Annotated in this window: 24 protein-coding genes and 1 pseudogene; 6 read left to right on the top strand and 19 right to left on the bottom strand. The window is 69.0% G+C overall.

Annotation, left to right across the window (positions count from 1 at the left end):
- Positions 1 to 93: 93 nt before the first annotated feature.
- The 7 genes from AC1DK4_RS23270 to phnG form a co-directional block, all read right to left on the bottom strand.
- Positions 94 to 1323 (bottom strand): alpha-D-ribose 1-methylphosphonate 5-triphosphate diphosphatase, encoded by a 1230-nt coding sequence (locus AC1DK4_RS23270; RefSeq protein WP_477131805.1) that lies wholly within the window; start codon positions 1321 to 1323, stop codon positions 94 to 96.
- Between the two features lie 42 nt (positions 1324 to 1365).
- The gene (gene phnL / locus AC1DK4_RS23265) at positions 1366 to 2163 is read right to left on the bottom strand and encodes a phosphonate C-P lyase system protein PhnL (protein ID WP_441619154.1); all 798 of its coding nucleotides are present in this window, start codon (positions 2161 to 2163) and stop codon (positions 1366 to 1368) included.
- Between the two features lie 2 nt (positions 2164 to 2165).
- Positions 2166 to 2948, bottom strand: a complete 783-nt coding sequence (phnK, locus tag AC1DK4_RS23260; protein WP_477131804.1) for a phosphonate C-P lyase system protein PhnK — start codon at positions 2946 to 2948, stop codon at positions 2166 to 2168.
- Complete coding sequence (locus AC1DK4_RS23255) at positions 2945 to 3922, bottom strand: alpha-D-ribose 1-methylphosphonate 5-phosphate C-P-lyase PhnJ (RefSeq protein WP_441619150.1); 978 nt, start codon at positions 3920 to 3922, stop codon at positions 2945 to 2947. The genes phnK and AC1DK4_RS23255 overlap by 4 nt, the downstream gene beginning before the upstream one ends.
- Positions 3919 to 5070 carry a carbon-phosphorus lyase complex subunit gene (locus tag AC1DK4_RS23250; RefSeq protein WP_477131803.1) on the bottom strand — a complete coding sequence of 384 codons (1152 nt, stop codon included), beginning with the start codon at positions 5068 to 5070 and terminating at the stop codon, positions 3919 to 3921. The genes AC1DK4_RS23255 and AC1DK4_RS23250 overlap by 4 nt, the downstream gene beginning before the upstream one ends.
- 1 nt (position 5071) lies before the next feature.
- Positions 5072 to 5650 (bottom strand): phosphonate C-P lyase system protein PhnH, encoded by a 579-nt coding sequence (phnH, locus tag AC1DK4_RS23245; RefSeq protein ID WP_441619280.1) that lies wholly within the window; start codon positions 5648 to 5650, stop codon positions 5072 to 5074.
- Positions 5651 to 5723: 73 nt separating this feature from the next.
- On the bottom strand, positions 5724 to 6236 hold the full coding sequence (phnG, locus tag AC1DK4_RS23240) for a phosphonate C-P lyase system protein PhnG (protein ID WP_441619147.1): 513 nt from the start codon (positions 6234 to 6236) through the stop codon (positions 5724 to 5726).
- Between the two features lie 198 nt (positions 6237 to 6434).
- On the opposite strand from phnG, the gene phnF reads away from it, so the two are divergent.
- From phnF to phnN, 4 genes are all read left to right on the top strand, one after another.
- Positions 6435 to 7169: a phosphonate metabolism transcriptional regulator PhnF gene (gene phnF, locus AC1DK4_RS23235; protein WP_441619278.1), complete on the top strand. Its 735-nt coding sequence runs from the start codon at positions 6435 to 6437 to the stop codon at positions 7167 to 7169.
- A 164-nt stretch (positions 7170 to 7333) separates the two neighbouring features.
- Entirely contained in the window at positions 7334 to 8527 is a 1194-nt protein-coding gene (locus tag AC1DK4_RS23230) for an alpha-D-ribose 1-methylphosphonate 5-triphosphate diphosphatase (RefSeq protein WP_441619145.1), read from the top strand.
- 11 nt (positions 8528 to 8538) lie between these two features.
- A complete protein-coding gene (locus AC1DK4_RS23225) occupies positions 8539 to 9285 on the top strand; it encodes a DUF1045 domain-containing protein (protein WP_441619143.1) in 747 nt (248 codons plus the stop codon).
- Positions 9282 to 9905, top strand: a complete 624-nt coding sequence (gene phnN, locus AC1DK4_RS23220) for a phosphonate metabolism protein/1,5-bisphosphokinase (PRPP-forming) PhnN (RefSeq protein WP_441619141.1) — start codon at positions 9282 to 9284, stop codon at positions 9903 to 9905. The genes AC1DK4_RS23225 and phnN overlap by 4 nt, the downstream gene beginning before the upstream one ends.
- A 34-nt stretch (positions 9906 to 9939) precedes the next feature.
- Here phnN and AC1DK4_RS23215 read toward each other — a convergent pair whose 3' ends face one another.
- From AC1DK4_RS23215 to AC1DK4_RS23180, 8 genes and pseudogenes are all read right to left on the bottom strand, one after another.
- Positions 9940 to 10092: a hypothetical protein gene (locus AC1DK4_RS23215; RefSeq protein ID WP_441619139.1), complete on the bottom strand. Its 153-nt coding sequence runs from the start codon at positions 10090 to 10092 to the stop codon at positions 9940 to 9942.
- Between the two features lie 52 nt (positions 10093 to 10144).
- On the bottom strand, positions 10145 to 10645 hold the full coding sequence (locus tag AC1DK4_RS23210; protein ID WP_477131802.1) for an N-acetyltransferase family protein: 501 nt from the start codon (positions 10643 to 10645) through the stop codon (positions 10145 to 10147).
- A gap of 22 nt (positions 10646 to 10667) precedes the next feature.
- Positions 10668 to 11210, bottom strand: coding sequence for a phosphonate degradation HD-domain oxygenase (locus tag AC1DK4_RS23205; RefSeq protein WP_441619135.1), 543 nt, complete (start codon positions 11208 to 11210; stop codon positions 10668 to 10670).
- A gap of 67 nt (positions 11211 to 11277) precedes the next feature.
- A pseudogene (gene phnE, locus AC1DK4_RS23200) lies at positions 11278 to 11973 on the bottom strand (phosphonate ABC transporter, permease protein PhnE); the annotation flags it as partial.
- A 20-nt stretch (positions 11974 to 11993) separates the two neighbouring features.
- On the bottom strand, positions 11994 to 12989 hold the full coding sequence (phnD, locus tag AC1DK4_RS23195) for a phosphonate ABC transporter substrate-binding protein (protein WP_477131801.1): 996 nt from the start codon (positions 12987 to 12989) through the stop codon (positions 11994 to 11996).
- Between the two features lie 97 nt (positions 12990 to 13086).
- Positions 13087 to 13923, bottom strand: a complete 837-nt coding sequence (gene phnC, locus AC1DK4_RS23190) for a phosphonate ABC transporter ATP-binding protein (protein WP_441619132.1) — start codon at positions 13921 to 13923, stop codon at positions 13087 to 13089.
- 226 nt (positions 13924 to 14149) lie between these two features.
- Positions 14150 to 14800, bottom strand: a complete 651-nt coding sequence (locus AC1DK4_RS23185) for a VTT domain-containing protein (RefSeq protein ID WP_441619130.1) — start codon at positions 14798 to 14800, stop codon at positions 14150 to 14152.
- A 196-nt stretch (positions 14801 to 14996) separates the two neighbouring features.
- Positions 14997 to 16322 (bottom strand): aspartate aminotransferase family protein, encoded by a 1326-nt coding sequence (locus AC1DK4_RS23180; protein ID WP_441619128.1) that lies wholly within the window; start codon positions 16320 to 16322, stop codon positions 14997 to 14999.
- A 200-nt stretch (positions 16323 to 16522) separates the two neighbouring features.
- On the opposite strand from AC1DK4_RS23180, the gene AC1DK4_RS23175 reads away from it, so the two are divergent.
- The gene (locus AC1DK4_RS23175) at positions 16523 to 17416 is read left to right on the top strand and encodes a MurR/RpiR family transcriptional regulator (RefSeq protein ID WP_441619127.1); all 894 of its coding nucleotides are present in this window, start codon (positions 16523 to 16525) and stop codon (positions 17414 to 17416) included.
- A gap of 49 nt (positions 17417 to 17465) precedes the next feature.
- On the opposite strand, the gene AC1DK4_RS23170 is transcribed toward AC1DK4_RS23175, so the two are convergent.
- Positions 17466 to 18368: a glutamate/aspartate ABC transporter substrate-binding protein gene (locus AC1DK4_RS23170; protein WP_441619276.1), complete on the bottom strand. Its 903-nt coding sequence runs from the start codon at positions 18366 to 18368 to the stop codon at positions 17466 to 17468.
- A gap of 420 nt (positions 18369 to 18788) precedes the next feature.
- Here AC1DK4_RS23170 and AC1DK4_RS23165 point away from each other — a divergent pair, with 420 nt between their 5' ends.
- A complete protein-coding gene (locus tag AC1DK4_RS23165; protein ID WP_441619125.1) occupies positions 18789 to 19190 on the top strand; it encodes an OsmC family protein in 402 nt (133 codons plus the stop codon).
- 87 nt (positions 19191 to 19277) lie between these two features.
- Here the strand turns inward: AC1DK4_RS23165 and AC1DK4_RS23160 are convergent, their stop codons facing one another.
- The 3 genes from AC1DK4_RS23160 to AC1DK4_RS23150 form a co-directional block, all read right to left on the bottom strand.
- On the bottom strand, positions 19278 to 20510 hold the full coding sequence (locus AC1DK4_RS23160) for a bifunctional alpha/beta hydrolase/OsmC family protein (RefSeq protein WP_477131800.1): 1233 nt from the start codon (positions 20508 to 20510) through the stop codon (positions 19278 to 19280).
- A 422-nt stretch (positions 20511 to 20932) separates the two neighbouring features.
- Entirely contained in the window at positions 20933 to 22660 is a 1728-nt protein-coding gene (poxB, locus tag AC1DK4_RS23155; protein ID WP_441619121.1) for a ubiquinone-dependent pyruvate dehydrogenase, read from the bottom strand.
- Positions 22661 to 22829: 169 nt separating this feature from the next.
- Positions 22830 to 23741: a LysR family transcriptional regulator gene (locus tag AC1DK4_RS23150; protein ID WP_441619119.1), complete on the bottom strand. Its 912-nt coding sequence runs from the start codon at positions 23739 to 23741 to the stop codon at positions 22830 to 22832.
- Positions 23742 to 23834: the final 93 nt, after the last annotated feature.

The raw sequence follows: 23834 nt of genomic DNA, 5'->3' as shown, positions 1-23834 counted from the left end.
ACGCGGACGGTGTCCTCCGCCCGCACCACGCCAGCGGCAAGCACGATGCCCATGATGCCGGCCTTGCGCGCCAGGCGGCACCGGCACCGGCCATCATGCCGCTACGCGCCCTTCGCGGCGCGCCGCCGGTTGCGCGGCGCCATTGGCGCTCTGCGCCGTGGCGTGCGCCGGATAGGCGGCAGCGAACACCAGCCGGCCCGCCGACCACGTGTGCGAGACCAGTGGCTGCCCCGCCACCATGGCCACCGACACGAGATCCGCGCGCAGCCCCGGCTCGATCCGCCCGCGATCGGTCAGGCCACAGGCCCGCGCCGGATTGGCGCCGACCAGCGCGGCCGCCTGCGACGGCGTCAGCCCCGCTTCGCGCTCGGCGGCAAACGCAGCGGCGATCAGCGTGGACGGCTGGTAGTCCGAGCACAGGCAGTCGGCCACGCCAGCGCGGATGGCATCGATGGCGCGCATCGAGCCGCTCTGGCTCTGGCCGCGCAGCACATTGGGCGCGCCCAGGATGGTCGGCAGGCCCTGCGCGACGGCGGCGCGGGCGGTCTCCAGGTTGATCGGGAACTCGCTCATGCGCACGCCCAGCGCCTGCATGGTGGCGATGCGCTGGACCGAGTCGTCGTCATGGCTGGCGGCGGGCACGCCGAGGCGCGCGGCCAGCGCCAGCAGGCGCTCCACGCGCTCGAGCGCGCCCTGTTGCTCGGCCACCTTCTTGTCGGCCGCCGCGACGGCTTCCTCGCGGCTCATGTCGTGGTTGCCGATCATGTAGGCCACGTAGGCWTCCAGCGTCTTGAACTGGCCCTGGCCGGGCGAGTGGTCCATCACCGAGACCAGGTCCACCACGCCGGCTTCGAGCAGTTGCTCCAGCACCGGCAGCGCGCTTGCGTCGGTGACTTCGTAGCGGCAGTGGATACGGTTGTCCACCAGGCTGTGGTCGCGGAACGCGGCCACGGTGCGCACGATCTGCGCGGCGGTCTCGTTGTTGCGCACGCCGAACTGCGTGCTGGCGAAGGACAGCGCGTGATACGGCGTGGTGATGCCGGCGGCGGCATTGCGGCGGTCGACCTGGGCCACGGCGAAGTCGAGCGGGAACATCACGCGCGAGCGCGGCTCGGCTTCYTTYTCGATKGCGTCGCARTGCASGTCGATCAGGCCCGGCATCAGGGTCTGGCCGCACAGGTCGATCACCTGGGCGGCACGCGGCACATCGGCGGCGGCGGGCTCGATGGCCGCGATGCGGCCATCCTCGATCAACAGCGCGCTGTCGGCGAGCACGCCATCGGGCAGCACGATGCGCGCGCGGGTCAGGTAGGCAGGAAGCATGGTCGGTTCCGGGGACGGTTAGGAACGGATGGAACGGCGGGTTCAGGCCGGCACGGCGGCCAGCTTGCCGGCCGGGGCGTGCGCGGCCGGTGCCGGATGCAGTGGCAGCAGCCGCGTGGCGACGGCATCGCGCACCGCTTCGTCGTGGAAGATGCCGACCAGGCAGCGGCCCTCGGCCAGTGCCTCGCGGATCAGCGCCACCACCACCGCGCGGTTGTCGGCATCGAGCGAGGCCGTGGGCTCGTCCAGCAGCAGCACCGGATGGCCGCCGATCAGCCCGCGCGCGATGTTCACGCGCTGCTGCTCGCCGCCCGAGAACGTGGCCGGGGGCAGCGCCCACAGCCGGCCCGGCACCTGCAGGCGCGCCAGCAGCACGGCGGCGCGCTCGCGCGCCTCCTCGAAACTGGCGCCGCGCTGCTGCAGCGGCTCGGCCACCACGTCGAGCGTGCTCACGCGCGGGATCACGTGCAGGAACTGGCTGACATAGCCGATCACCTCGCGCCGCAACTGCAGGATGCGCTGCTCGGGCGCGCGGGTCAGCTCCACCCACTCGGCTTCGTCGCGGATGCGGATGCTGCCTTCGGTGGCCAGGTAATTGCCGTACAGGCAGCGCAGCAGCGTGCTCTTGCCCGCGCCGGAGCTGCCGGCCAGCACCACGCACTCGCCGGCGGCGGCGTCGAAGTCGATGGCCTGCAGCACCGGCAGGCGCGTGCCGCCCTGGTTGTGCAGGACRAAGGTCTTGCCCAGGCCGCGCACCTGGATGCGCAGCGCGTCGGCGGGGTTGGCAGGATTGCCGGGATTGCCGGGATTGCCGCGATTGGTGTCGAAGTCTTGCGTCATGGTCAGCCCTGCAGGATGGAGGACACCAGCAACTGGGTGTACGGGTGGTGCGGGTCGTCGAGGATCTGGTCGGTCAGGCCGCTTTCCACCACGCGCCCGCCCTGCATCACCAGCGTGCGGTGCGCCAGCAGGCGCGCCACGGCGAGGTCGTGGGTGACGATGATGGCGGYCAGGCCGAGATCGGCCACCAGGCGGCGCAGCAGGTCCAGCAGGCGCGCCTGCACGGAAACGTCCAGGGAGGCCGTGGGCTCGTCCATGAATACCAGGCGCGGATGCGTGACCAGGTTGCGGGCGATCTGCAGCCGCTGTTGCATGCCGCCGGAGAAACTGGTGGGCGCATCATCGATCCGGCCGAGGTCCAGTTCCATGCGCTCCATCCATGTGCCGGCGACCTCGCGCAGCTCCCCATAGTGGCGCCCGCCCACGGCCATCAGGCGCTCGGCGATATTGGCGCCGGCGCTCACGCGCATGCGCAGGCCATCGCGCGCATTCTGGCGCACGAAGCCCCAGTCGGTGCGCGCCAGCAGGCGCAGGCGGGCATCGGACAGCGTGGCCAGGTCCACCAGGCCCTGCTCGCGGGTGTCATAGCAGACGCTGCCGGCCTCCGGCGCGGCCTGCCAGGACACCGCCTGCAGCAACGTGCTCTTGCCGGAGCCTGATTCGCCCACCACGCACAGCACTTCGCCCGGGAACAGGTCGAAGCTCACGTCGTGGCAGCCGTGCACGCCGTCCCAGGTGCGGGTCAGGCCGCGCACGGACAACAGCGGCTGGTCGGTACGGCTCATGCTGGCTCCTTGCTGCTGGTGCTGGTGATGCTGCTGGTGTTATTCGGGGCCACGCCGGCCGGGCCGCTCATGCCCTGCTCCTGGCGCGTGGCGCAGTATTCAGTGTCGGAGCAGACGAACATGCGCCCGCCCGCGTCGTCGGTGATGATCTCGTCGAGATAACTGTGGGCCGAGCCGCACAGCTCGCAGCAGCCGTCCCAGGTTTCCACGGCGAACGGATGGTCGTCGAAGTCCAGGCTCTTGACGCTGGTGTATGGCGGCACGGCATAGACGCGCTTCTCGCGCCCCGCGCCGAACAGCATCAGCGCCGGGCTGTTGTCCAGCTTGGGGTTGTCGAACTTGGGGATCGGCGACGGGCGCATCATGTAGCGCTGGTTCACCATCACAGGGTAGTCGTAGGTGGTGGCGATGCGGCCGTGGCGCGCGATGTCCTCGTACAGCTTGACGTGCATGGCGCCGTACTCGGCCAGCGCGTGCATGGTGCGCGTCTCGGTCTCGCTCGGCTCCAGCCAGCGCAGCGGCTCGGGGATCGGCACCTGGAACACCATGATCTGCCCGGCCGCCAGCGGCGTCTCGGGGATGCGGTGGCGGGTCTGCACGATGGTGGCCTCGGCGGTGCGCTCGGTGGCGCGCACGCCCGTGACGCGGCCGAAGAAGCGGCGGATGTTGATGGCGTTGGTGGTGTCGTCCGAGCCCTGGTCGATCACCTTGAGCACGTCGTCGCTGCCGATGATGGAAGCCGTGACCTGGATGCCGCCGGTGCCCCAGCCATAGGGCAGCGGCATCTCGCGGCTGCCGAACGGCACCTGGTAGCCGGGAATCGCCACCGCCTTGAGCAGCGCGCGGCGCAGCATGCGCTTGGTGGATTCGTCGAGATAGCCGAAGTTGTAGTGCTCGTCGCGCACGGCGGCGTCGGCCGTGGCGCTGGTGTTCGTGTTCGTGTTCGTGGTTGTGTTCGTGCTGGCGTTGGTCATGATGCGAGTGCCTCCTGCGCTTGCGTGYCGTCGGCGGGAGCCGCGGCGGCTTGCGCCGCTTCGGCCCGGGCCGGCGCCGCCTGCGCGCGCTCGGCGCGCAGCCGGCGCAGCAGTTCGAGATTGGTCTGGAAGTCCACGTAGTGCGGCAGCTTCAGATGCTGCGTGAAGCCGGAAGCTTCCACGTTGTCGCTGTGGTAAAGCATGAACTCGATGTCATTGGCGGGCGCGTCGGCAGCCTCGCCCAGCTCGGCGGCGCGCATSGCGCGGTCGGCCAGCGCCATCGACATGGCCTTGCGCTCGCCGTAGCCGAACACCAGGCCGTAGCCGCGCGTGAAACTCGGTCCCTCCTGCGCGTTGCCGGCGAACTGGCTGACCATCTGGCATTCGGTGACCTCGATCTCGCCGATGGTCACGGCAAAGCCGAGTTCCTCCACGAACAGCTCGACCTCGACATCGCCGTAGCGGATCTCCGCCGCGAACGGGTGCGAGTTGCCGTAGCCACGCTGGGTGGAATAGCCCATCGACAGCAGGAAGCCCTCATCGGCGCGCGCCAGGTTCTGCAGCCGCGCGGGGCGCGCCGCGGGCAGTTCCAGCGGCTCGCGCGTCAGGTCGGGCGGCGCGGGGTCGCCGGCCGGCACGGTCTCCGGCTCGATCAGCGCTTCCTGGCGCAGCAGGTCGGTCACGCGCGGCATGCGCGCGTCCAGCGTGGACTGCGCGGGCGGCAGCGGCGCGTGGTCGCGCTCGGCCTCCAGCGTGAAATCGAGCAGGCGCTGGGTGTAGTCGTAGGTCGGCCCGAGTACCTGGCCGCCCGGCACATCCTTGAAGGTGGACGAGATCCGGCGCTGCAGGCGCATGGCGCCGGTATCGAGTGGCGCGCTATAGCCGAAGCGCGGCAGCGTGGTGCGGTAGGCGCGCAGCAGGAACACGGCTTCGATCAGGTCGCCCGCGGCCTGCTTGATGGCCAGCGCGGCGAGGTGCGGATCGTACAGCGAGCCCTCGGCCATCACGCGCGACACCGCCAGCGGCATCTGCTCGCGCACCTGCGCCAGCGTCAGCTCCGGCACGGCGCGGTCGCCGCGGCGGTAGTCGTCGAGCATGCGATAGGAATTGAGGATGGCGCGTTCGCCACCTTTGACGGCTACGTACATATCAGAGCTCCGCTTGGGTGGTGCGTGGCAACGCGCTCAGGGCGTGGCCGCTGGTCAGCAGCACGTCGACGCCCAGCGGGAAACGCGCCTGGTTGGCGTGCCACTGGGTCCAGAAGTCCGCCGGCAGGCCTTGCGCGGCGAGCGTGGCCTCATGCTCGATGCCGGGGCCGCGCAGCGTCACCGCCGGGCCGTCCGACAGCGATGCCACTTCCAGCAGCAGCGTGGCCGAGCGGTCCGGGTAGGCCGGATCGCCCTGCGCGCAGGCTGCCAGCGCCGGGGCCACGCAGCCGGCCGGCACCGCCACGAAGGCAGCCTGCCCCGCGTCGTCCACCAGCGGGCAGCCGCAATGAAAACGCAGGAAGGCGCGCACGGCATCGGGCGTGCCGGGCGGCAGCCACACGGGCGTATCGGCATCCGCCAGCGTCAGCAGCAGCGCGCTCAGCGCCGGCGACAAGCCCTGCGGCACGCCGCAGGGCTCGGCCAGTTCGCGCACGGTGCCGGGACGCGACATCGCATCCAGCGCGGCACGGAAGATGCGCTGCGCCGATTGCACGGCATCGTCAAAGCCGGGCAGCAGCATCGCCGCGCCGGCGCGGCCTGCGGCCGCGTTGTCGTAACCTGCCGCAGCTGCGGCATTTGCTTGGCCTGGCATCTCAGTCTTCTCCGCGCACCATCGTAAAGAACTCCACCTTGGTCTGTGCCGCCACCGCCGCCTGGTGCGCGCTGCGCGCCACGCGAGCCTGCGCCAGCGGCGCAATGACTGCCGCCTGCACGCGCTCGTGCCAGCCCGGCAACTGCAGCAGCGCGTCCAGCACGGCGATCCGTTCCGCCTGGCGGTGCGTGCGGCCCTGTACATAGCCCACGCCGACCACGCCGCCGGTGTCCGACTCCATCGTCACCGCACAGCGCGTGACGCTGACTTCGCCCAGGTTGAACTGGGCGCCGGTGCCGCCGGCGCGTGCGCGCGCCATGGCCATGCCGCTCTCGGGCTTGCGCAGCATGCGGTGCGCGGGCACCGTGCCTAGCTGTCCGAATGCCTGCTCGAGCGCCTCCGGCGCCGCCAGGGCCAGCTCGCGCAGCCAGGCGGCGCGCGCGGCGTGCCCGGCATGGGCCGGGCTGGTGTCGCCTGCGGCGCGGGCGGTGCTTCCGGTCTCGGTCCGATCCATCTGTACATCCCCTATACGTCTATACGTTTAGATGTAGAATACCATCCATGGGCCGAACTAGAACACAGCCAGATGAAGCTTTCGTGACGGCCGCCCATCCCGCCCGGTACCATGCACGGGACGGCGCCGTTGAGGCACAATCGCATCCCATTGAAGCATGCCGATGATGAACGCAGGATGACGAAGGGGCAGGACAAGATGGTGGAACAGGAAGTCGAACGGGGTTCGGGAGTTGCGGTATGGCGCCAGATCGGCGAGGCCCTTGCCCTCGACATCCGCAACAAGCTCTATGAGCCGGGCGAGCGCCTGCCGCCCGAGCCGGAGCTGGCCAGCCGTTTCGCCGTCAACCGCCACACCATCCGGCGCGCCATGGGCGAACTGGAGCAGAACGGCCTGGTGCGCATCGAGCAAGGCCGCGGCACCTTCGTGCAGGAACACGCGATCGACTACGCCATCGGGCGGCGCACGCGCTTTTCGCAGAACCTGGCCAGCCAGGGCATGCGCGGCCATATCGAGGTGATCGAGTCGCAGACCTTGCGCGCGCCCGAGATCGCCAGGCACCTCGGGTTGCCGCGCAACGCCCCGGTGCTGCGCGTGCAGATGCTCGGCAAGGCCGAGGCCCGCACCATCGACGTGGCCGAGCACTACTTCGACGCCGCGCGTTTCCCGGAACTCGAAGCGCAATTGCGCGCACGCCAGTCGATCTCCAAGGCGCTCGCGCATTTCGGCGTCGCCGACTACACACGGAAATGGTCGCGCATCACCGCGGCCATGCCGTCGGCGCCGGTGGCCCGCCAGCTCAGCCAGCCCAAGACGCGGCCCATCCTGCAGGTGGAGGCCCTCAACGTCGATGCCGACGGCGTGCCGCTGCACTACAGCGTGGCGCGCTTCGCCGGTGACTGGGTGCAGCTGACGGTGGCCGACCAGGATTGACGGCCGCGCCAGCCACATGGCCTGCATAAACGGCATAATCTGCACGATCCGCGCGGCCAATGCCCGATTGCGCATGGCCGCCGACAGCACCACGAACGCATTGCCAGCACAACACAATTGGTCTAGACATCCGCTTGTCATCTGCCCGCGCTAAGGTCGCCAGCATGAACTCCAATCACGCACTGCACCCCACCCTCGCCGGCCTCAGCGGCCGGCGCGTCCTCACCCCCAACGGCATCGCGCCGGCCGACCTCGCGTTCCGCGACGGCTGCATCGGYATGCCCGGCGCCGCCGGCCCCTCGCTCGATGCTGGCGACCTGCTGGTGCTGCCCGGCATCGTCGACATCCACGGCGACGCCTTCGAGCGCGCGGTGATGCCGCGCCCCGGGGTCAGCTTCCCCTATGACGGCGCCCTGTTCGACGTGGACCGGCAATTGCTGGCGCACGGCATCACCACCGAACTGCACGGCGTCACGCTGTCGTGGGAAGGCGGGCTGCGCGGCGAGGCCTATGCGCAGCGCATGTTCGAAGGACTCGAACGCATGCGTGGCGCGCTGGGCGCCCAGCATCACGTGCACCTGCGCTTCGAGGCGCACCACCTGGCCGGCCTCGACATCGCGCTCGAGTGGATCGCCAGCGGCAAGGTGCGCTTCCTGGCCATCAACGATCACCTGCCGCAGATGCTCAGGCGCATGCAGGACACGCGCAAGCTCGCCGCCTACGCCGAGCGCGCCGAGTGCGACCCGGCCACTTTCGGCCAGCGCCTGGAGCAGGCCCGGGCAAAAGGCCACGAGGTACCCGCGGCGGTGGGCCGCCTGATCGCCGCCGCCCGCGCCGCCGGCCTGCAGGTGGCATCCCATGACGACGGCGACGCCGCCACGCGCCAGGGCTTCCACCAGCAAGGCTGCACCGTCGCCGAGTTTCCGCTCACCGTGGAGGTGGCGCGCGCCGCGCGCGCGCTGCGCAACCATACCGTGTTCGGCGCGCCCAACGTGATCCGTGGCGGCAGCCACACCGGCGCGCCGGATGCCACCGAGATGGTCGCCGCCGGCCTGTGCGACGTGCTTGCCTCCGACTACTACTACCCCGCGCCGCTGCAGGCCGCCTTCCGCATTGCGCAGCTCGGCGTGCTGCCGCTGCCGGCCGCGTGGGACCTGGTCTCGCGCAATCCGGCCCGCGCCGCCGGCCTGGGCGACCGCGGCGCGCTGGGCCCGGGCCTGCGCGCCGACGCCATCCTTGTCGACGACAGCAACCCTGCCCTGCCCCAGGTCTGCGCCACCATCGTGGGCGGGATCCTGCATCACGCCACACGTGCCTTCCCGCTGCGCCAGGCCAGCGGCGAACGGCGCGCCGCCTGAGGCCCTTGCCCATGACGCCGAGCCAGTTGCCGCACGCGTACCGCTACGCCATCTACCTCACCCCGGCCGCGCCGTGGCGCGATTTCGGCGCCCGCTGGCTCGGCCGCAGCGCCGAGACCTGCGCCCCGGTGGCCCGCATCAGCGACGATCCCCGCCTGGTGCAATGGACCCGCGCTCCCGCGCAATACGGCCTGCACGCCACGCTCAAGGCCCCGTTCCGGCTCGCGCCCGGCCGCACCCCTGACGGACTGGACGCCGCCCTGCGCGCTTTCGCGCCCGGACGTCAGCCGTTCGCCGTGCCGCTGGCGCTGCGCAACCTGCGCGGCTTCCTGGCCTGGTGCCTCGGCGACGACACCGGCGCCAACGCCCGCATGCACGCGCTGGCCGATGCCGCCGTGCGCGAGTTCGACGCGTTCCGCGCCCCGCCCAGCGGCGAAGAAATCGCGCGCCGCAGGCCCGAGGCGCTGGGGCCCGAAGCACGCCGCATGCTCGCCGCCTGGGGCTACCCGTATGCCTTCGAGACCTTTATCTTCCATATCACGCTGAGCGGCATGCTCGACGAGCCGGACCAGGCTGCCGCCGCCGCGCTGCTGCAAGCGCACGCCAGCCACCTGCTGGACGTTCCGATGCCGGTGCGCGACATCAGCCTGTTCGTCCAGCCGGCTCCGGACGCGCCCTTCGTGGCCGCGCGCCACTACGGCTTCGACGGCAGCACGACCGACGCCGCCGGTGCCGCCCTGCGGCCGGAGGCGGCATGACCGCCGCGCCACCGGATTGCCGCGCCGGGCGGCAGCTGATCTACCTGATGGGGCCTTCGGGCAGCGGCAAGGATTCGCTGCTGCGCGCCCTGCGCGACCGGCTCCGGCCCGACGAGCGCGTCCTGATCGCACATCGCTACATCACGCGCGCCAGCAACGCAGACGAAGCCAGCGTGCCGATCACGCCCGCCGAATTCGATCGCCGTGCCGCGCTCGGCTGCTTCGCTCTGCAGTGGGACAGCCACGGCCTGCGCTACGGCATCGGCATCGAACTCGACAGCTGGCTCGCGCAAGGCATGTGCGTGGTCGTCAACGGCTCGCGCGAATACCTGCCCGATGCATGCGCACGCTATCCCGCCCTGCACGCGGTGCAGGTCAGCGTGCGCCCGCAGGTGCTGGCGCAGCGTTTGCGCCAGCGCGGACGCGAAGACGAAGACGATATCGCCCGGCGCCTGGCGCGCGCCGCCGAGCCGTTCGCGGTGCCGGCGGGATGCCGCTTTACCGGGCTCGACAATAGCGGGCCGCTGGAGGCGGCGGCGGCTGTGCTGGCGGAGATCGTGCGCGATGCCGGTTATGCGGGTGCCGCCGAAGACGAACTGGCCGCGGCCAGACGTTCCTGAGCCGGGCCGCCGCTGGCGTGCCGCGCGCGCCAGGCTACGGCAAGGTGCCGGCGCGTTCCAGCAGCCAGCCCCGCAGTGCCGCCGTGTCTTCGATGTCGCCCTCGAAGCGCCACGCCGGGACATAAGGCACATTGTTGCCGCGCGGCCGGTTTCGCCAGAGCTTGAGCGCAAGCGCAAGGATGGGCATCCGGGATGATCTGCCGCATGGCGGCAAGGTTACTTCCGCGGTTGGCCCCCCCTCAATCCCCCGCCAACTCGATGCTGAAGCTGATCCCGTGCTCCCGGAACCCCAGCCGCCGATRGAACTGGTGCGCCTGCAGCCGCCGCGCATTCGACGACAAGGCCAGCTTGTCCGCCCCCGCCTCGCGCGCCAGCCGCATCGCGGCGTGCATCATCGCCGACCCGACTCCGCCGCCGCGCGCGGCCTGCGTGACCACCACGCTCTCGACGATGGCTTCATTGCGCCCTTGGTGCGCCAGCACGGGAAACACCAGCAGGCAGAAGGTACCCAGCGGCACGCCGCCGGCGCCGAGCATCAGATAGCAGCGGTAATCCGGCATGGTCCGCAGCCGCGCAAACAGCGCGCGCATGCGCGCCAGGGGCAGCGGTGCTTCGCCGTCCATCTCCGACAGCAAGGCGGCCACCTGTTCCAGTTCGGCGTCGGTTCCGCTGACCTCGTGCAGCGTCAGGTGGCCGGCCGGCTTGTCCGTATCCCGCTTGTCCATATCCGGCTTGTCCATATCCGGTTTTTCCTCGCGTGTTTCAAGCCTGGGCAGGCCGGCGGATGCAGCGCTCGACCATGGGCAGATAGTGCTCCAGCGGCGGCGTGACGAGGCCAACCACCTTGGCGAGATCGTCGTAGCGCCGCAGGCGCACCGCCGCCGCGCCATGGGGATGCGCGGCGAAGGCGTTGGCCTGGGTCGCATCGAAGGGGCCACCTTGCAGCGCAAGGCTTTGCTGCGAGGCCGGCGACAATGCGGCCTGGTAGGCGGGCTCGATGGCGCACAGGTAGCGCTTGGCGGCCACGTGCAGGCGGATCGGCTCGGTCACGTCCGGGCCAAAGCCGACCGCCAGCAGGTCGGCGCCGACTTCCTGGTGGCGCATGTCGGTGGTGCTGTCCTCCGCCATCACGAGGTGGCCGAGATCGTGCAGCAGGCTGGCGACCACCAGCGGCTCGGGATCGCCGGCCTGCTCGGCCAGGTGCGCGCACTGCAGCGCGTGCTCGGTCTGGGTGATGGACTCTCCGCCGTAGAAGCTGGCGCCGTGGCCGGAGAAGAGGATTTCGATGCGCCTGAGGATGGTCATGAACAGAGGTGTCGTGTGGAAAAGCCCGCGCCGGCGCCCTGCTGCGCCGCGCGCGGTGATGCCGGAGTCAGACCAGCGCCTTGCGGATCTGGGCGGACAGCAGGTCGATGGCGGTGACGAAGGCAACGATGATGATCATCACGGCACACGTCTCGGCGTACTGGAAGCTGCGGATGATTTCCCACAGCACCGTGCCGATGCCGCCGGCGCCAACGATGCCCACCACCGAAGCGGAGCGCACATTGGATTCGAAACGATACAGCGCATACGAGATCCACAGGGGCAATACCTGCGGGATCACGCCGTAGACGATTTCTTCCAGCGCGCCGGCGCCGGTGGCGCGCACGCCTTCGACCGGGCGCGGATCGATCGCTTCGACCGCCTCGGAAAACAGCTTGGCCAGCACGCCGGTGGTGTGCACCCACAGCGCCAGCACGCCGGCGAAGGGGCCCAGCCCCACCGCGACGATGAACAGCATGGCGAACACCATTTCATTGATGGCGCGGCAGGAGTCCATCACGCGGCGCATCGGCTGGTAGACCCAGCCCGGCACGATATTGGCCGAGCAGGCCAGGCCCAGCGGCACTGCCACCACCACGGCCATGAAGGTGCCCCAGATGGCGATCTGTACGGTCACCACCATCTCGTCGAGGTAGWTKYGCCAGTCGCGGAAGCTSGGCGGRAAGAAGTCGGCGGCGAACYTSGCCATGTTGCCGGAATCGCKCARCAGGTCSAGCGGACGCATGTCGGCGCCTTGCCACGTGCCCGCCGCCGTTTGCGCGCTTACTGGGCGCTGGTGGCTGCGAGCTTGTCCAGCTCGGCCAGCTTGCGGGTGACATCGGCAAGGCGCTTGTCCTTGTCGGCGCCAGCCAGCGTGGTGTCGGACTCGAYCTTGCTCTTTTCCTTGGCCAGCTCGATCTGGCGGATCGGCACCAGCTGGGCATCGGAGGAGGCACGGAAGCCCTGGTAGGTCAGCGGCGCCAGGTTGGCTTTCTCGCGGGCAGCGTCGGCGCCCTTGCCGTAGTTGACGAAGAAGGCCTTGATCCTGGTCTTGACGTCGGCCGGCAGGTCCTTGCGGTAGACCAGCGGATCGGCCGGGATCAGCGGCGACTTCCACAGCACGCGCACCTGGTCATAGGCGTTCTTGCCGGTATTGATGCGATAGCGCTCCATGTTCTCGGTGTTGTTCACCGCCACGTCGACCTGCTTGTTCATCACCGACAGCAGGTTGGTCTCGTGGTTGCTCACGCGCACCGTCTTGAACAGCGTCTTCGGCTCGAGGTTGCGCGCGCCCCACAGGTAGTGTCCGGGCACGGCGGTGCCGGAGGTCGAGTTCGGATCGCCGGCGCCGTAGCTCAGCGACTTGCCGTTCTTGATCACGTCTTCGACCGACTTCAGGTCGCTGTCCTTGTTGACGATCAGCAGCGACCAGTAGCCCGGATTGCCGTCCTTGTCGATCACCGAGGCGAACACTTCGCCGTTGGCGCGGTCCACCGCCTCGATGGCCGACTTGTTGCCGAACCAGGCAACCTGCACCTTGTTGAAGCGCATGGCTTCGATGATGCCGGCGTAGTCGGAGGCGAAGAAGGGCTTGACCTGCACGCCCAGCTGCTTGCTGAGGTCGTCGATCACGGGCTGCCAGGCCGACTTCAGGTTGGACGACGTCTCGGTCGAGATAAAGCCCATGTTGATGGTCTTGCCTTCCTGGGCGAGGGCGGGCAGCGCGAAGGCGCCGGCGGCGCCGGTGACGATCAGGGCAACAAAGGTTCTGCGCAGCATGAATAGCTCCGGGGGATGCTTGGTTAGGGTTGCTTGCGGTGAGACTTGCGAAAGCGCTACGAGAAAAGCTCGGGAATCGATGCCGAAGCGCGCGATGTCAGGCGATGGCGAGGCCGGCCGGAACGAGGCCGGGAGCCTCGGTTTCCAGCCCGGCGCCGTGCGGCAGCAACTCGGCCGCCTCGGTGCCATAGAGGTCGCGCAGCATGCCGGGGGTCAGCGCCGCCGAAGGGCCGTCGTAGACCACCCTGCCCTGGCGCAGCGCCACCACGCGGGTGCAGTAGCGCATCGCCACGTCCACCTGGTGCAGCGACACCACCACGGCCACCTTGCGCGTGCGGTTGATCTGGGCCAGCAACTCCATCACGCGGCGCGCCGACTCGGGATCGAGCGAGGCGATGGGCTCGTCGGCCAGGATCACGCGCGCGTTCTGCACCAGCGTGCGGGCAATCGCCGCGCGCTGCTGCTGTCCGCCGGACAGGGTCGACGCCCGTCGAAACGCATAGTCGTCTATACCAACCTGGGCAAGCGCTTCCAGGCCGGCGTCGATTTCCTCGTTCCTGAAATACCGGACCAGGCTGCGCCACAGCGGTATGCGCGGCAACATGCCGGTCAGCACATTGGTGATCACCGGCAGGCGCCCCACCAGGTTGAACTGCTGGAACACGAAGCCGATCTCGGCGCGCGCGCCGCGCACGTCGCGCGCCAGGCGGCCATCCCGCTGGATGACGCGGCCGTTGACCAGCACCTCGCCGGCGCCGGCATCGCCGGCCACGAAACCGGCCACATGGCGCAGCAGCGTGGACTTGCCGGAGCCGGAGGCGCCCAGCAGCGCCACCATTTCACCCGGGGCGACGGAAAGGCCGACATTGTCCAGCGCCTTGCGTCCCGCCTGGAACGCCTTGGACAAGCCGCGCACTTCGATTGCATGCGTCATCCCACTCTCCTTGCATAAACAGTGAGCGCATTCTGGGTGGCGCTGATGACAAAACGATGAAGGTGGCGAAGTGGACGGGAAGAAGACCAAAAGAAGACGGGAAGAAGACCGGACAGGAAATCGATGGGTCCTGGGGCCTCCGGGCCGACATCGCGCCGGCCGGACCGCCGCGCGGGCCCGGCCATGCAGGACAGCGTCCGCCTTCAGCGCCAGGCTGCGGGACGCCTCAGCCGCGCACGCCCAGGCGCCCGCGCACGGCGCGCCAGAGGCCGGCAACCGCCAGCGAGCCGAGGCCGAGCGCGAGGCCAAGCAGCACCAGCGCGCTCATATGATCGCGCACCAGCGGCACGTTGCCGAACAGGTAGCCGCCCACCAGCAGCGAGACCCCCCACAAGACCGCGCCCGTGCCTGCCGCGAGCGCGAAGCGCGCCGCCGGCATGGCGGAGACGCCCGCCACGAAGGGCGCGAACGTGCGCACCACGGCCACGAACGGTGACATCAGCAAGGTCAGGCCGCCATGGCGCTGGTAGAAATCATGTGTCCTGCGCAGCGCGTCGCGGTGGATCCAGCGATGGTGGCCGGCCAGCACGCGCGTGCCGATGGCGCGGCCGATGGCGTAGTTCAGCAGGCTGCCCGCCGCCGCGGCAACCAGCAGCAGCGGCAGCAATACCCACAACTGCAGCGCGCCCGAAGCGCAGAACGCGCCGCAGATGAACAGCAGCGGATCGCCCGGCAGGAAGAACAGCGGCAGCAGACCGATCTCGCAGAAGACGATGGCGAAGAGAATGCCGTAGACCAGCGTGCCGTAGTCGGCGATGGCGCTGCCCAGATGCTGGTCGAAGTGCAGCAGCAAAGGCAAGACCTGGGTGGCGTCCATGGCCGCTCCCGGCGGGCGAAGTGTGTGTCCAGTGTAGCCGCATCCCTTGCCCCGGACGTGCCCCGGACGTGCCCCGGACGTGCCCCGGACGTGCCTCGGACGTGCCTCGCGCCCGACAGACAAGGCGCAGGCGGCGGCAAGCGGCGTCCCGCGCACAGGCAAGGCGCCTGCGCGGGGCCGCGCCGGACGTCCTGCTTCAGCCCGGCAGGACCGCCGCCACCGATTCGGCGAACCGCTCGACGATGCTGTCGATGTCCTGCGCCGAGCAGATGAACGGCGGCGCGAACAGGACGTGGTCGCCATGTACGCCGTCCACCGTGCCGCCCATCGGGTACACCAGCAGGCCGTTCTGCATGGCGGCCGACTTGAGCCGCGCGTGCGTCTTCAGGGCCGGATCCAGCGTGGCCTTGCTGGCGCGGTCGGCGACGAACTCGACGCCGACGAACAGCCCGCGACCGCGGATGTCGCCCACATGCGGGTGCTCTCCCAGCGCTTCGCGCAGCCGGGCGCGCAACTGCTCGCCGCGGGCCAGCACGTTGTCGAGCAGGTTCTCCCCGGCGATCGTGCGCTGCACCGCGAGTGCCGCCGCGCACGCCGTGGCGTGGCCGATATAGGTATGGCCGTGCTGGAAGAAGCCGCTGCCGCCGACGATGGCGTCATAGATACGGCTGGTCGACAGCATCGCGCCGATCGGCTGGTAACCCGCGCCCAGGCCCTTGGCGATGGTCACGATATCGGGCACCACGCCGTCCTCCTCGCAGGCGAAGAGGTAGCCGGTGCGGCCCATTCCCGCCATCACCTCGTCCAGGATCAGCAGCACGCCGTACTTGTCGCACACCCCGCGGATGCGCCTGAGGTAGTCGGCCACGGGCGGCACCGCGCCCGCGGTGGCGCCCACCACCGTTTCCGCCACGAAGGCGGCCACGCTGTCCGGCCCCAGTTCCAGGATCTTGGCCTCCAGTTCATCGGCCAGGCGCTGCGCGTATTGCTGGCCGGTCTCGCCCGCGTGCTGGTCGCGGTAGGCGTAGCACGGCGAGACATGGTGCGCCGGCACCAGCAACGGCAGGAACGGTTCGCGCCGCCATGCGTTGCCGCCGATGGCCAGGGCGCCCAGCGTATTGCCATGGTAGCTCTGGCGGCGCGCAATGAAGTGCCGGCGCGCAGGCTGCCCGATCTCCACGAAATACTGCCGGGCCAGCTTCAGCGCCGCCTCCACCGCCTCGGAGCCACCGGAGACAAAGTACACATGGTCCAGGTCGCCCGGCGCGGCGCGCGCCAGCGTATCCGCCAGTTCCTCGGACACTTCGGTGGTGAAGAACGACGTATGTGCGTAGGCAATGGTGTCGAGCTGCTGCTTGATGGCCTCGATCACGCGCGGATGGCCGTGGCCCAGGCAAGACACCGCCGCGCCCCCGGAAGCGTCGAGATAGCGCTTGCCGTTGCTGTCGGTCAGTTCGATGCCCTTGCCGGCTACGGCGACTGCAAGCGCCTGGCGCGGATTGCGGTGGAAGACTTTGGTCATGATGTGCGGTACGGAGTCAGGCGGAGTTGCCGGCTGGGGAAAGTATAAGAAAACGTCGCCGCGTATGCAACATATGTTTCTTGTATCGACACGAAAGATTCATTCGATTCCATGCGCCGCGAACCGTCGCAAGCAGAAGCAGGAAGCACGTCGCCACCGATTGTGCAACAATCGTTGCATCTCCTCATTCCAGAACGCCGATGCCGACCGAAAGCCCCCTGCCGCCCCAAAGCCTGGACGACCTGCAGGCCCACCTGCGCGAGACCTTCGCCTCGCTCAGCACGCAGTTCCAGGGCGGTGCGCGCTACCTGCTGGACCATCCGCAGGAAGTGCCCATGCTCTCCATGCGCAAGATCGCCGCGGATGCCGGCGTGCAGCCGGCCACGCTGGTGCGCCTGGCGCAGTTCCTCGGTTTCGACGGCTGGCAGGGCCTGCGCGAGCTCTTCGTGGAGTCGCTGCGCGGCGGTCCCCAGCCCTACGCCAAGCGCGCCAGGAAGGTGGTACGGGAAAGCGGCTCGACACGGATGCTGGCCGAGATGCTGGAGACCCAGCACCGCAACCTGGACCGCACCGGTGCCGGCAATGCCGAAGCGATGCCGCGCGCGACCGAGCTGATCGGCGCCGCGCCCGCCGTCCATGTCGCCGGTTTCCGCTCCTGCTATCCGATCGCCTTTACGTTTCACTATCTCTACCGGCTGTTCCGCGCCCCGGTGCACCTGATCCGCGGCGATGCAGGCACGCTGGAGATGGAACTGCGCGCGCTGGCGCCGAAGGATGCGGTGGTGGTCGCCAGCTTCGCGCCGTATTCGCAGGAGAGCATCCGCGTGGCCAGCGCGGCGCGCGAGGCCGGCTGCCGCGTCATCGCCCTGACCGACAGCACCGTCGCCCCCATCGCCCTGCAGGCCGACTGCACCCTGCTCTTCTCGCTCGACAGTCCCTCGTTCTTTCCCTCGATCGCCGCCGGCGTGGCGCTGGCCGAGGCGCTCGTGGAACAACTGCTGGCGAAGAAGGGCAAGGGCGCGATCAAGGCGCTCGAGCTGGCGGAGGGGCAGCTCCACCAGACCGGCGCCTACGTGCCCGCCAAGCGGCCGTGACGGACGGCCCCGGTGGACGCCCCGATGGACGCCCCCGCGCGAACGGGCCTTACTCGAAGGCCTCGTCGCTGGGTTGCTCGTAGGCCTTCTTGACAGCCGCGCTCATCGGGAACTCGAAACTGACGTTCTTCGGCGGGATCGGCTTGTTGAACCATTTGTCGTACATCGACCGGATCTCGCCGCTCTTCATCAGCCCGGTGATCACGCCGTCGACCAGCTTCTTGAACTCCGGATCGTCCTTGCGCATCATGAAGCCGTAGGCCTCGAACGACTGCGGCGTGCCCACCACGGTCCAGTCCGCCGGCGCCGGCGCCAGCGTCTTGACGCCGGACAGCAGCACGTCGTCCATCATGAAGGCAGCCACCCGGCCCGATTGCAGGATCAGGAATGACTCGCCATAGTCCTTGGCGCTCTGGATGGTGATGTTGGCCTTCTTCTCGTCATTGAGCTTGCGCAGGATGCGCTCGGACGTCGTGCCGGCATTGGTCACCACCGCCTTGCCGGACAGGTCGCCGAAGTCCTGCACCGGGCTGCCCTTCTTGACCAGCAGGCGCGTGCCCGCCACGAAGAAGGTGGTCGAGAATGCCACCTGCTGCTGCCGTGCCTTCAGGTTGGTGGTCACGCCGCACTCCAGGTCCACCGTGCCGTTCTGCACCAGCGAGATGCGGTTCTGCGAGGTCACCGGCACCATGCGCACCTGCAGGTTTGCCACGCCCGTCTGCTTCCTGACTTCGGCGATGACCTTGTCGCAGATGTCCTGCGAGAAGCCGACCACCTTCTGGCTGCCGTCATAGAACGAGAACGGGATCGACGAGGTACGGTGCCCGATCGCGATCGCCCCCGACTCCTTGATCTTGCCCAGCGTCGAGCCGGCCGCCGCGTCCGCCGCCCGGGCCGCACCCGCGCCGAGCGCGGCGGCCGCCATCGCCATGCCCAGCGCAGCCAGCCTCATCGCCTTCGTCGCCTTCGTCGCTTCCACTGCTTTCATCGATCGCTCCTTGTCTAGCGGATACGGGATCCGTCATCGTTTCAGATGCTAGTCACTGAGCAACATTTGTTCCATCATGGATAACCATGAAACACTCGTGTTTTTCACCGCAACAAGGAAACAGACGGTTCAATTGCACCACTATGGTGATACGAACGGATCAGCCCGGCATCGATCCGGAGCGTGGCGCGGCCCGGGCATGTCCCTGCTCCGCCATATCTTGTGCGGCCCGGCGGCGGCATGGTTACAATCAGTCTCCGGCTTTCCCGGCCGGCCGCTGACTGAAGAGCTCAAGCCCTTGATTTGGAAGAGAAAATGCTTGCGCCAGCCAGAAACCCGGCCAGGCCCCTGCTACCCACCTGCAACTTCGACTCCGCACAAGCCATGTCAAATTCCAAAGCCACCGCCCGGCTCGGCCCGGCCGATGCCAATTACCTCGTGCACCTGCAGGCCGGCAGCCATGCGCTGAGCGGCGACGAATCCGCCAGCCTCGGCGGCACGGACCAGGGCCCGGCTCCGTTCGCTTTCGTGCTGTCCGGCCTGGTTTCGTGCACGGCGATCACGCTGAAGATGTATATGCAGCGCAAACAATGGCCCGTGGCCGATGTGGAAGTGACGGCCGTGTTCCAGGGCAAGGACGAGGCGCGCTTTATCCAGCGCGAGGTCAGGGTAAGTGGCGCGGAACTGGGCCAGGCCGAGCGCGAGCGGCTCGCGCAGATCTGCGAGCGCACACCGGTGACATTGTTCCTGAAGGCGGCTTCGCGGATCGAGACGACTTTCGTCTGAGCGCGAACCGGAGGCCGGGGCGCAGCGCTGGTGCGCACCCCCCTCCCGCGCACGGGAGAGGGGTGCGTCCGGGTCCGCCGCGCCGGCCTACTTGGGCACGGCTTCCGCCGCGTGCGTGCGGATCACCACCTCCGAATGCAGGGTGCGGTGCACCGGGCACTTGTCGGCAATCTCCAGCAGGGCGGCGCGCTGGGCCTCGTCGAGCGGCCCCAGCATGGTGATCTCGCGCTCGATCCAGTCGATCTTGCCTTCGGTGGTGGCGCAGTCCGCACAGTCGGCGGCGTGGATCTTCTCGTGGCGCAGCGACACCGCCACATGCTCGAGCGGCCAGCCTTTGCGCTCGGCATACATGCGCATCGTCATGGAGGTACACGCACCCAGCCCGGCCAGGAGCAGGTCGTAAGGCGCGGGGCCGCCGTTGAGGCCGCCGAACGAGACCGGCTCGTCGGCAAGCAGGCGGTGCGGGCCGGCGACGATGCGCTGCTGGTACTTGCCGGTGTGAGTCTCTTCCACGCGCACCAGCCCTTCCTCGGCCACGGCGGGCGGCATGTCGAGCGTCTCGCTGCCCAGGTAGCGCTGGCTCCAGGCGGCAATGGTATTGGCCACGTAGACCGCGTCTTCCTTGCGCGTGAGCAGGTGGTCGGCGCGGTCCAGCGAGACGAAGCTCTTGGGATGCTTGGCCGCAATGAAGATCTGCGTGGCGTTGTCGATGCCCACGGTATCGTCCTGCGGCGCGTGCATGACCAGCAGCGCGCGGCGCAGCCTGGCCACGCTATCGAGCAGCTTCTGCTCGCCGACATCCTCGATGAACTGGCGCTTGATGCGGAACGGCCGGCCGGCAAGCTGGACTTCGGCTTCGCCGTCGGCTTCGATGCGCGCGGCGTGCTCGCCGAACAGGCCCACCACATGCCCCGGATCGCTGGGCGCGGCGATGGTCACCACCGCCTTGGCCTCCGGTATGCCCTGCGCCGCGGCCAGCACGGCCGCGCCGCCGAGGCTATGGCCGATCAGCAGCGCGGGCGCGCGGTGCTGCTGGCGCAGGTAGTCGGCCGCCGCCAGCAGGTCGGCCACGTTGGAGGAAAAATTGGTATTGGCGAAATCGCCGCCGCTGCCGACAAGACCGGTGAAATCGAAGCGCAGCACGCCGATGCCGTGGGCGGTGAGTGCCTGTGCGATGCGCGTGGCCGCGAGCACGTCCTTGCCGCAAGTAAAGCAATGGGCGAACAGGGCAAAGGCGCGGACCGGGCCGGCCGGTAAATCCAGCCGCGCGGCGAGTTGCTGGCCGTCACTTCCGGGGAACTGCAGGCGCTGGGCTTCCATGGACATCCTCATGTGTAACGCAAGCTGTACGAGGTTCCCACTCTAGCGCAAGTTAGCGCCGCGGTGGCGCTGCCGTGCATGGTCTGGCGCACGCGGCGCGCCACCCTGGCGGCCAGCTTGCAGGCGGGCGCATTCCGTTGTACACCGGAATGCACCCGCCGCGCCGGCTCATGCCGCAGCGTGAAGTCCCGCTCGAAGACGCGCTGGACTACGACTGACGGGGCTGAGTCTGCTGACGCCCCGACATCCGCAAGAAGTTCGTGATGCAGGGCGCGGAGCCGATGCAGTACACGCCGGAGTCGTTCGGCAAGTTCGTGGTGGCCGAGTACCAGTCCTGGCGCCCGATCGTCAAGGCCAGCGGCGCGCGCATCGGCTGATGGCCTGCAGCGAAGCCCTGCCGCCCTGTGGCCCTGCCGCCTGCCCTATCGCCACAGGTTGGACTTCGCCAGGTCGACGATCTCGCCGCCGCGCCCGTCGATGATCGCGCGCAGCAGGTAGAGGCTGAAGCCCTTGGCCTCCTTGGTGGTGATGGTGGGCGGCATGGCGAGTTCGAGCCGGTTGGTCTTGACGTCCACTACCACCGGGCCGGGGCGGCTGAATGCCTCCTGCAGCGCCGGCGCCACCAGGCCGGGGTCTTCCACCCGGATGCCGGGGATGCCCGCCGCCGTGGCGATCGCGGCGAAGTCGGTGTCGACCATGTCGGTATAGGTGTCGAGGAAACCCGACGCCTTCATCTCCATGGCGACGAAGCCGAGGTTGCCGTTGTTGAAGATCACCACCTTGACCGGCAGGTTGTGCTGGCGCAGCGTGAGCAGATCGCCCAGCAGCATGGAAAATCCGCCGTCGCCGCACATTGCCACCACCTGGCGCTGCGCGAACAGCGCCTGCGCACCGATGGCCTGCGGCAGGGCGTTGGCCATCGAGCCGTGGTTGAGCGAGCCGATCAGGCGGCGCTGGCCGTTCATGGCGAGATAGCGCGCGGCCCATACCGTGGGCGTGCCCACGTCGAAGGTGAAGACCGCATCCGGCGCCGCGTTTTCGCTGATGCAGCGAGCCAGGTACTGCGGGTGCACCAGCCCGCTGCCCGGCGCGCCGGTGGCAAGGTCGTCCAGCGCGGTGCGCGCCTTGCGGTAATGCTCGAGCGCGCGGTCCAGGTGGGCGCGGTCGCTCTTTTGCCCAAGCAGCGGCAGCAGACCCTTGATGGTCTCCTTCACCGAGCCGACCACCCCGTGCGCCAGCCGGCAGCGGCGGCCGAGGTTCTCGGCGCGGATGTCCACCTGGATGATCGTGGCCTTGGTCGGGTAGAACTGCCGGTACGGGAAGTCCGTGCCCAGCATCAGCAGCGTGTCGCATTCGAGCATGGCGTAGTAGCCCGAGGAGAAGCCGATCAGGCCGGTCATGCCGACGTCGAACGGGTTCTCGTACTCGACGAATTCCTTGCCGCCGAGCGCGTGCACCACGGGCGCGTTCAGGCGCTGCGCCAGCGCCACCACTTCGGCGTGCGCGCCTTCGCAGCCGCGCCCGCACAGCAGGGTGACGCTGCTGGCGGTATCGAGCAGGCGCGCCGTCACCGCCAGTTCCTCGGCCGGCGGCACCGCCGCGGGCGCTTCGGGCAGGGCCAGTTCCAGCAGCGCCGGTGCCTGCACTTCCATCAGGGCGATATCGCCAGGCACCACGATCACCGCCACCCCGCGCTGGCCCAGCGCGGCGCGCATGGCGGACTGCATGATGCGCGGCAGTTCTTCCGGGTTGCTGACCATCTCGCAATAGTGGCTGCAGCCGCGGAACAGCTCCTGCGGGCGGGTTTCCTGGAAATACTCCGAGCCGATCTCCGAGCTGGGGATGTGCGCGGCGATGGCCAGCACCGGCACCCGGCTGCGGTGCGCGTCGAACAGGCCGTTGATCAGGTGCAGGTTGCCGGGGCCGCAACTGCCGGCGCATACCGCCAGCTTGCCGCTCAGGTGGGCCTCCGCGCCAGCCGCGAAGGCCGCCACCTCCTCGTGGCGCACGTGTAGCCACTCGATGGTCTTCTTGCGCCGCAGGGAATCCGTCAGGCCGTTCAGCGAATCGCCGACGAGGCCGTAGATGCGCTCGACGCCGGCCACCGTCAGGATGTCCGCCATCATGTCCGCCACCGTGGTTCCAGCCATGCGTGTTCTCCTGTCGTGGGTGTGCCCGGGTGCACGCGTATCGCTCAAGGCGCCGTGCACCGGCACAAGACAGGATAGGCGGCGCCGCGCCCGCCGGCATAGGCTCAATTGCCGTTTCGCCACGGCATGCGGGAATTCCGGCGGCTAGCGCCGAATGCCGCAGCCGGACCTAGAACCTGGCCTTTTCGCGCAGGGCGCCGCGCAGGAAGTCCGCGAGCGCAACGACATTGCCCGGCGTGGCGGGCTCGCGCCTCCACGCCAGGCCAACGTCCATCGACGGCACCTTGTCGGCGATGCCGCGCCGCACGATGCGCTGGCCCTCCAGCGACCATGGCCGGTAGACCAGGTCGGAGAGGATGGCGACGCCGCGCCCGGCCGCCACCAGGCTGCGCACCGCCTCGATCGAGCAACTCTGGTAGCGAACATCGGGCGCCAGGCCGTATTGGCCCCAGTACTTGCCCACCGTGGAAATGTGCTCGTCCATGTCGAGCAGGATGTAGTCATGCCGCGCCACGTCGGCCAGCCCGATGCGCTCGGCCGTCATCAGGGGATGCTCCGGATGGCCCCACAGCTGCCGCGCGGAGCGCAGCAGTGTTTCGCAGGTGACATGATTCAGGCCGGGCAGGTTCGACACCAGCAGCAGGGCGATATCGATCTCGCCGTCCAGGATGCCCTGCTCGATGTCGTGCCGCTCCCGCTCCAGCACCGACAGCCGGAGCTTCGGGAATTTCCGCTCGAATGCCGGCAGCAGGCCCGGGAGCACATAGGCCGTGATGGTCTCGGTCACCCCCAGGCGCACCGTTCCGGTGATCTCCACCGGCGCGACGGTGATGGCCTCCACCGCATCCAGCACGGCATCCCCGATCTGCTGCGCATGCCGGAGGAAACGCGTGCCGGCTTCGGTGAGACGCACGCCGCTGGCATGCCGCGTGAACAACTGGACGCCCAGTGCCTCCTCGAGGCTCTTCAGGGACGACGTCATCGACGACTGCGACACATGGCAGCGAAGTGCCGCACGCGACACCTGCCCGGACTCGGCCATGGCCACGAAATGCTGCAGTTGCTTCAATGTGGGTAGCATCGATTTTTCCGATATTGCTTTTTCAAAATTAAGAATTAGAAATACTTCGCCATGCTAGCTAGCATCCGGTCAGGAGACAAGATGCGGTGACCA

The sequence above is a fragment of the Cupriavidus sp. 05N38 genome (genome assembly GCF_056397345.1).
This window is presented reverse-complemented; position numbering and strand designations above follow the sequence as displayed.

What these genes read in the sequence shown, in the direction of transcription:
- AC1DK4_RS23205 (WP_441619135.1), bottom strand. Translation starts at nt 11,210, where the DNA reads ATGACCATCCTCAGGCGCATCGAAATCCTCTTCTCCGGCCACGGCGCC.
- phnN (WP_441619141.1), top strand. Translation starts at nt 9,282, where the DNA reads ATGACCGCCGCGCCACCGGATTGCCGCGCCGGGCGGCAGCTGATCTAC.
- AC1DK4_RS23160 (WP_477131800.1), bottom strand. Translation starts at nt 20,510, where the DNA reads ATGGAAGCCCAGCGCCTGCAGTTCCCCGGAAGTGACGGCCAGCAACTC.
- AC1DK4_RS23255 (WP_441619150.1), bottom strand. Translation starts at nt 3,922, where the DNA reads ATGACCAACGCCAGCACGAACACAACCACGAACACGAACACGAACACC.
- AC1DK4_RS23225 (WP_441619143.1), top strand. Translation starts at nt 8,539, where the DNA reads ATGACGCCGAGCCAGTTGCCGCACGCGTACCGCTACGCCATCTACCTC.
- AC1DK4_RS23180 (WP_441619128.1), bottom strand. Translation starts at nt 16,322, where the DNA reads ATGACCAAAGTCTTCCACCGCAATCCGCGCCAGGCGCTTGCAGTCGCC.
- phnF (WP_441619278.1), top strand. Translation starts at nt 6,435, where the DNA reads ATGGTGGAACAGGAAGTCGAACGGGGTTCGGGAGTTGCGGTATGGCGC.
- AC1DK4_RS23150 (WP_441619119.1), bottom strand. Translation starts at nt 23,741, where the DNA reads ATGCTACCCACATTGAAGCAACTGCAGCATTTCGTGGCCATGGCCGAG.
- phnC (WP_441619132.1), bottom strand. Translation starts at nt 13,923, where the DNA reads ATGACGCATGCAATCGAAGTGCGCGGCTTGTCCAAGGCGTTCCAGGCG.
- AC1DK4_RS23165 (WP_441619125.1), top strand. Translation starts at nt 18,789, where the DNA reads ATGTCAAATTCCAAAGCCACCGCCCGGCTCGGCCCGGCCGATGCCAAT.
- AC1DK4_RS23215 (WP_441619139.1), bottom strand. Translation starts at nt 10,092, where the DNA reads ATGCCCATCCTTGCGCTTGCGCTCAAGCTCTGGCGAAACCGGCCGCGC.
- AC1DK4_RS23170 (WP_441619276.1), bottom strand. Translation starts at nt 18,368, where the DNA reads ATGAGGCTGGCTGCGCTGGGCATGGCGATGGCGGCCGCCGCGCTCGGC.
- poxB (WP_441619121.1), bottom strand. Translation starts at nt 22,660, where the DNA reads ATGGCTGGAACCACGGTGGCGGACATGATGGCGGACATCCTGACGGTG.
- AC1DK4_RS23175 (WP_441619127.1), top strand. Translation starts at nt 16,523, where the DNA reads ATGCCGACCGAAAGCCCCCTGCCGCCCCAAAGCCTGGACGACCTGCAG.
- AC1DK4_RS23185 (WP_441619130.1), bottom strand. Translation starts at nt 14,800, where the DNA reads ATGGACGCCACCCAGGTCTTGCCTTTGCTGCTGCACTTCGACCAGCAT.
- phnH (WP_441619280.1), bottom strand. Translation starts at nt 5,650, where the DNA reads ATGCTGCTGCCCGGCTTTGACGATGCCGTGCAATCGGCGCAGCGCATC.
- phnG (WP_441619147.1), bottom strand. Translation starts at nt 6,236, where the DNA reads ATGGATCGGACCGAGACCGGAAGCACCGCCCGCGCCGCAGGCGACACC.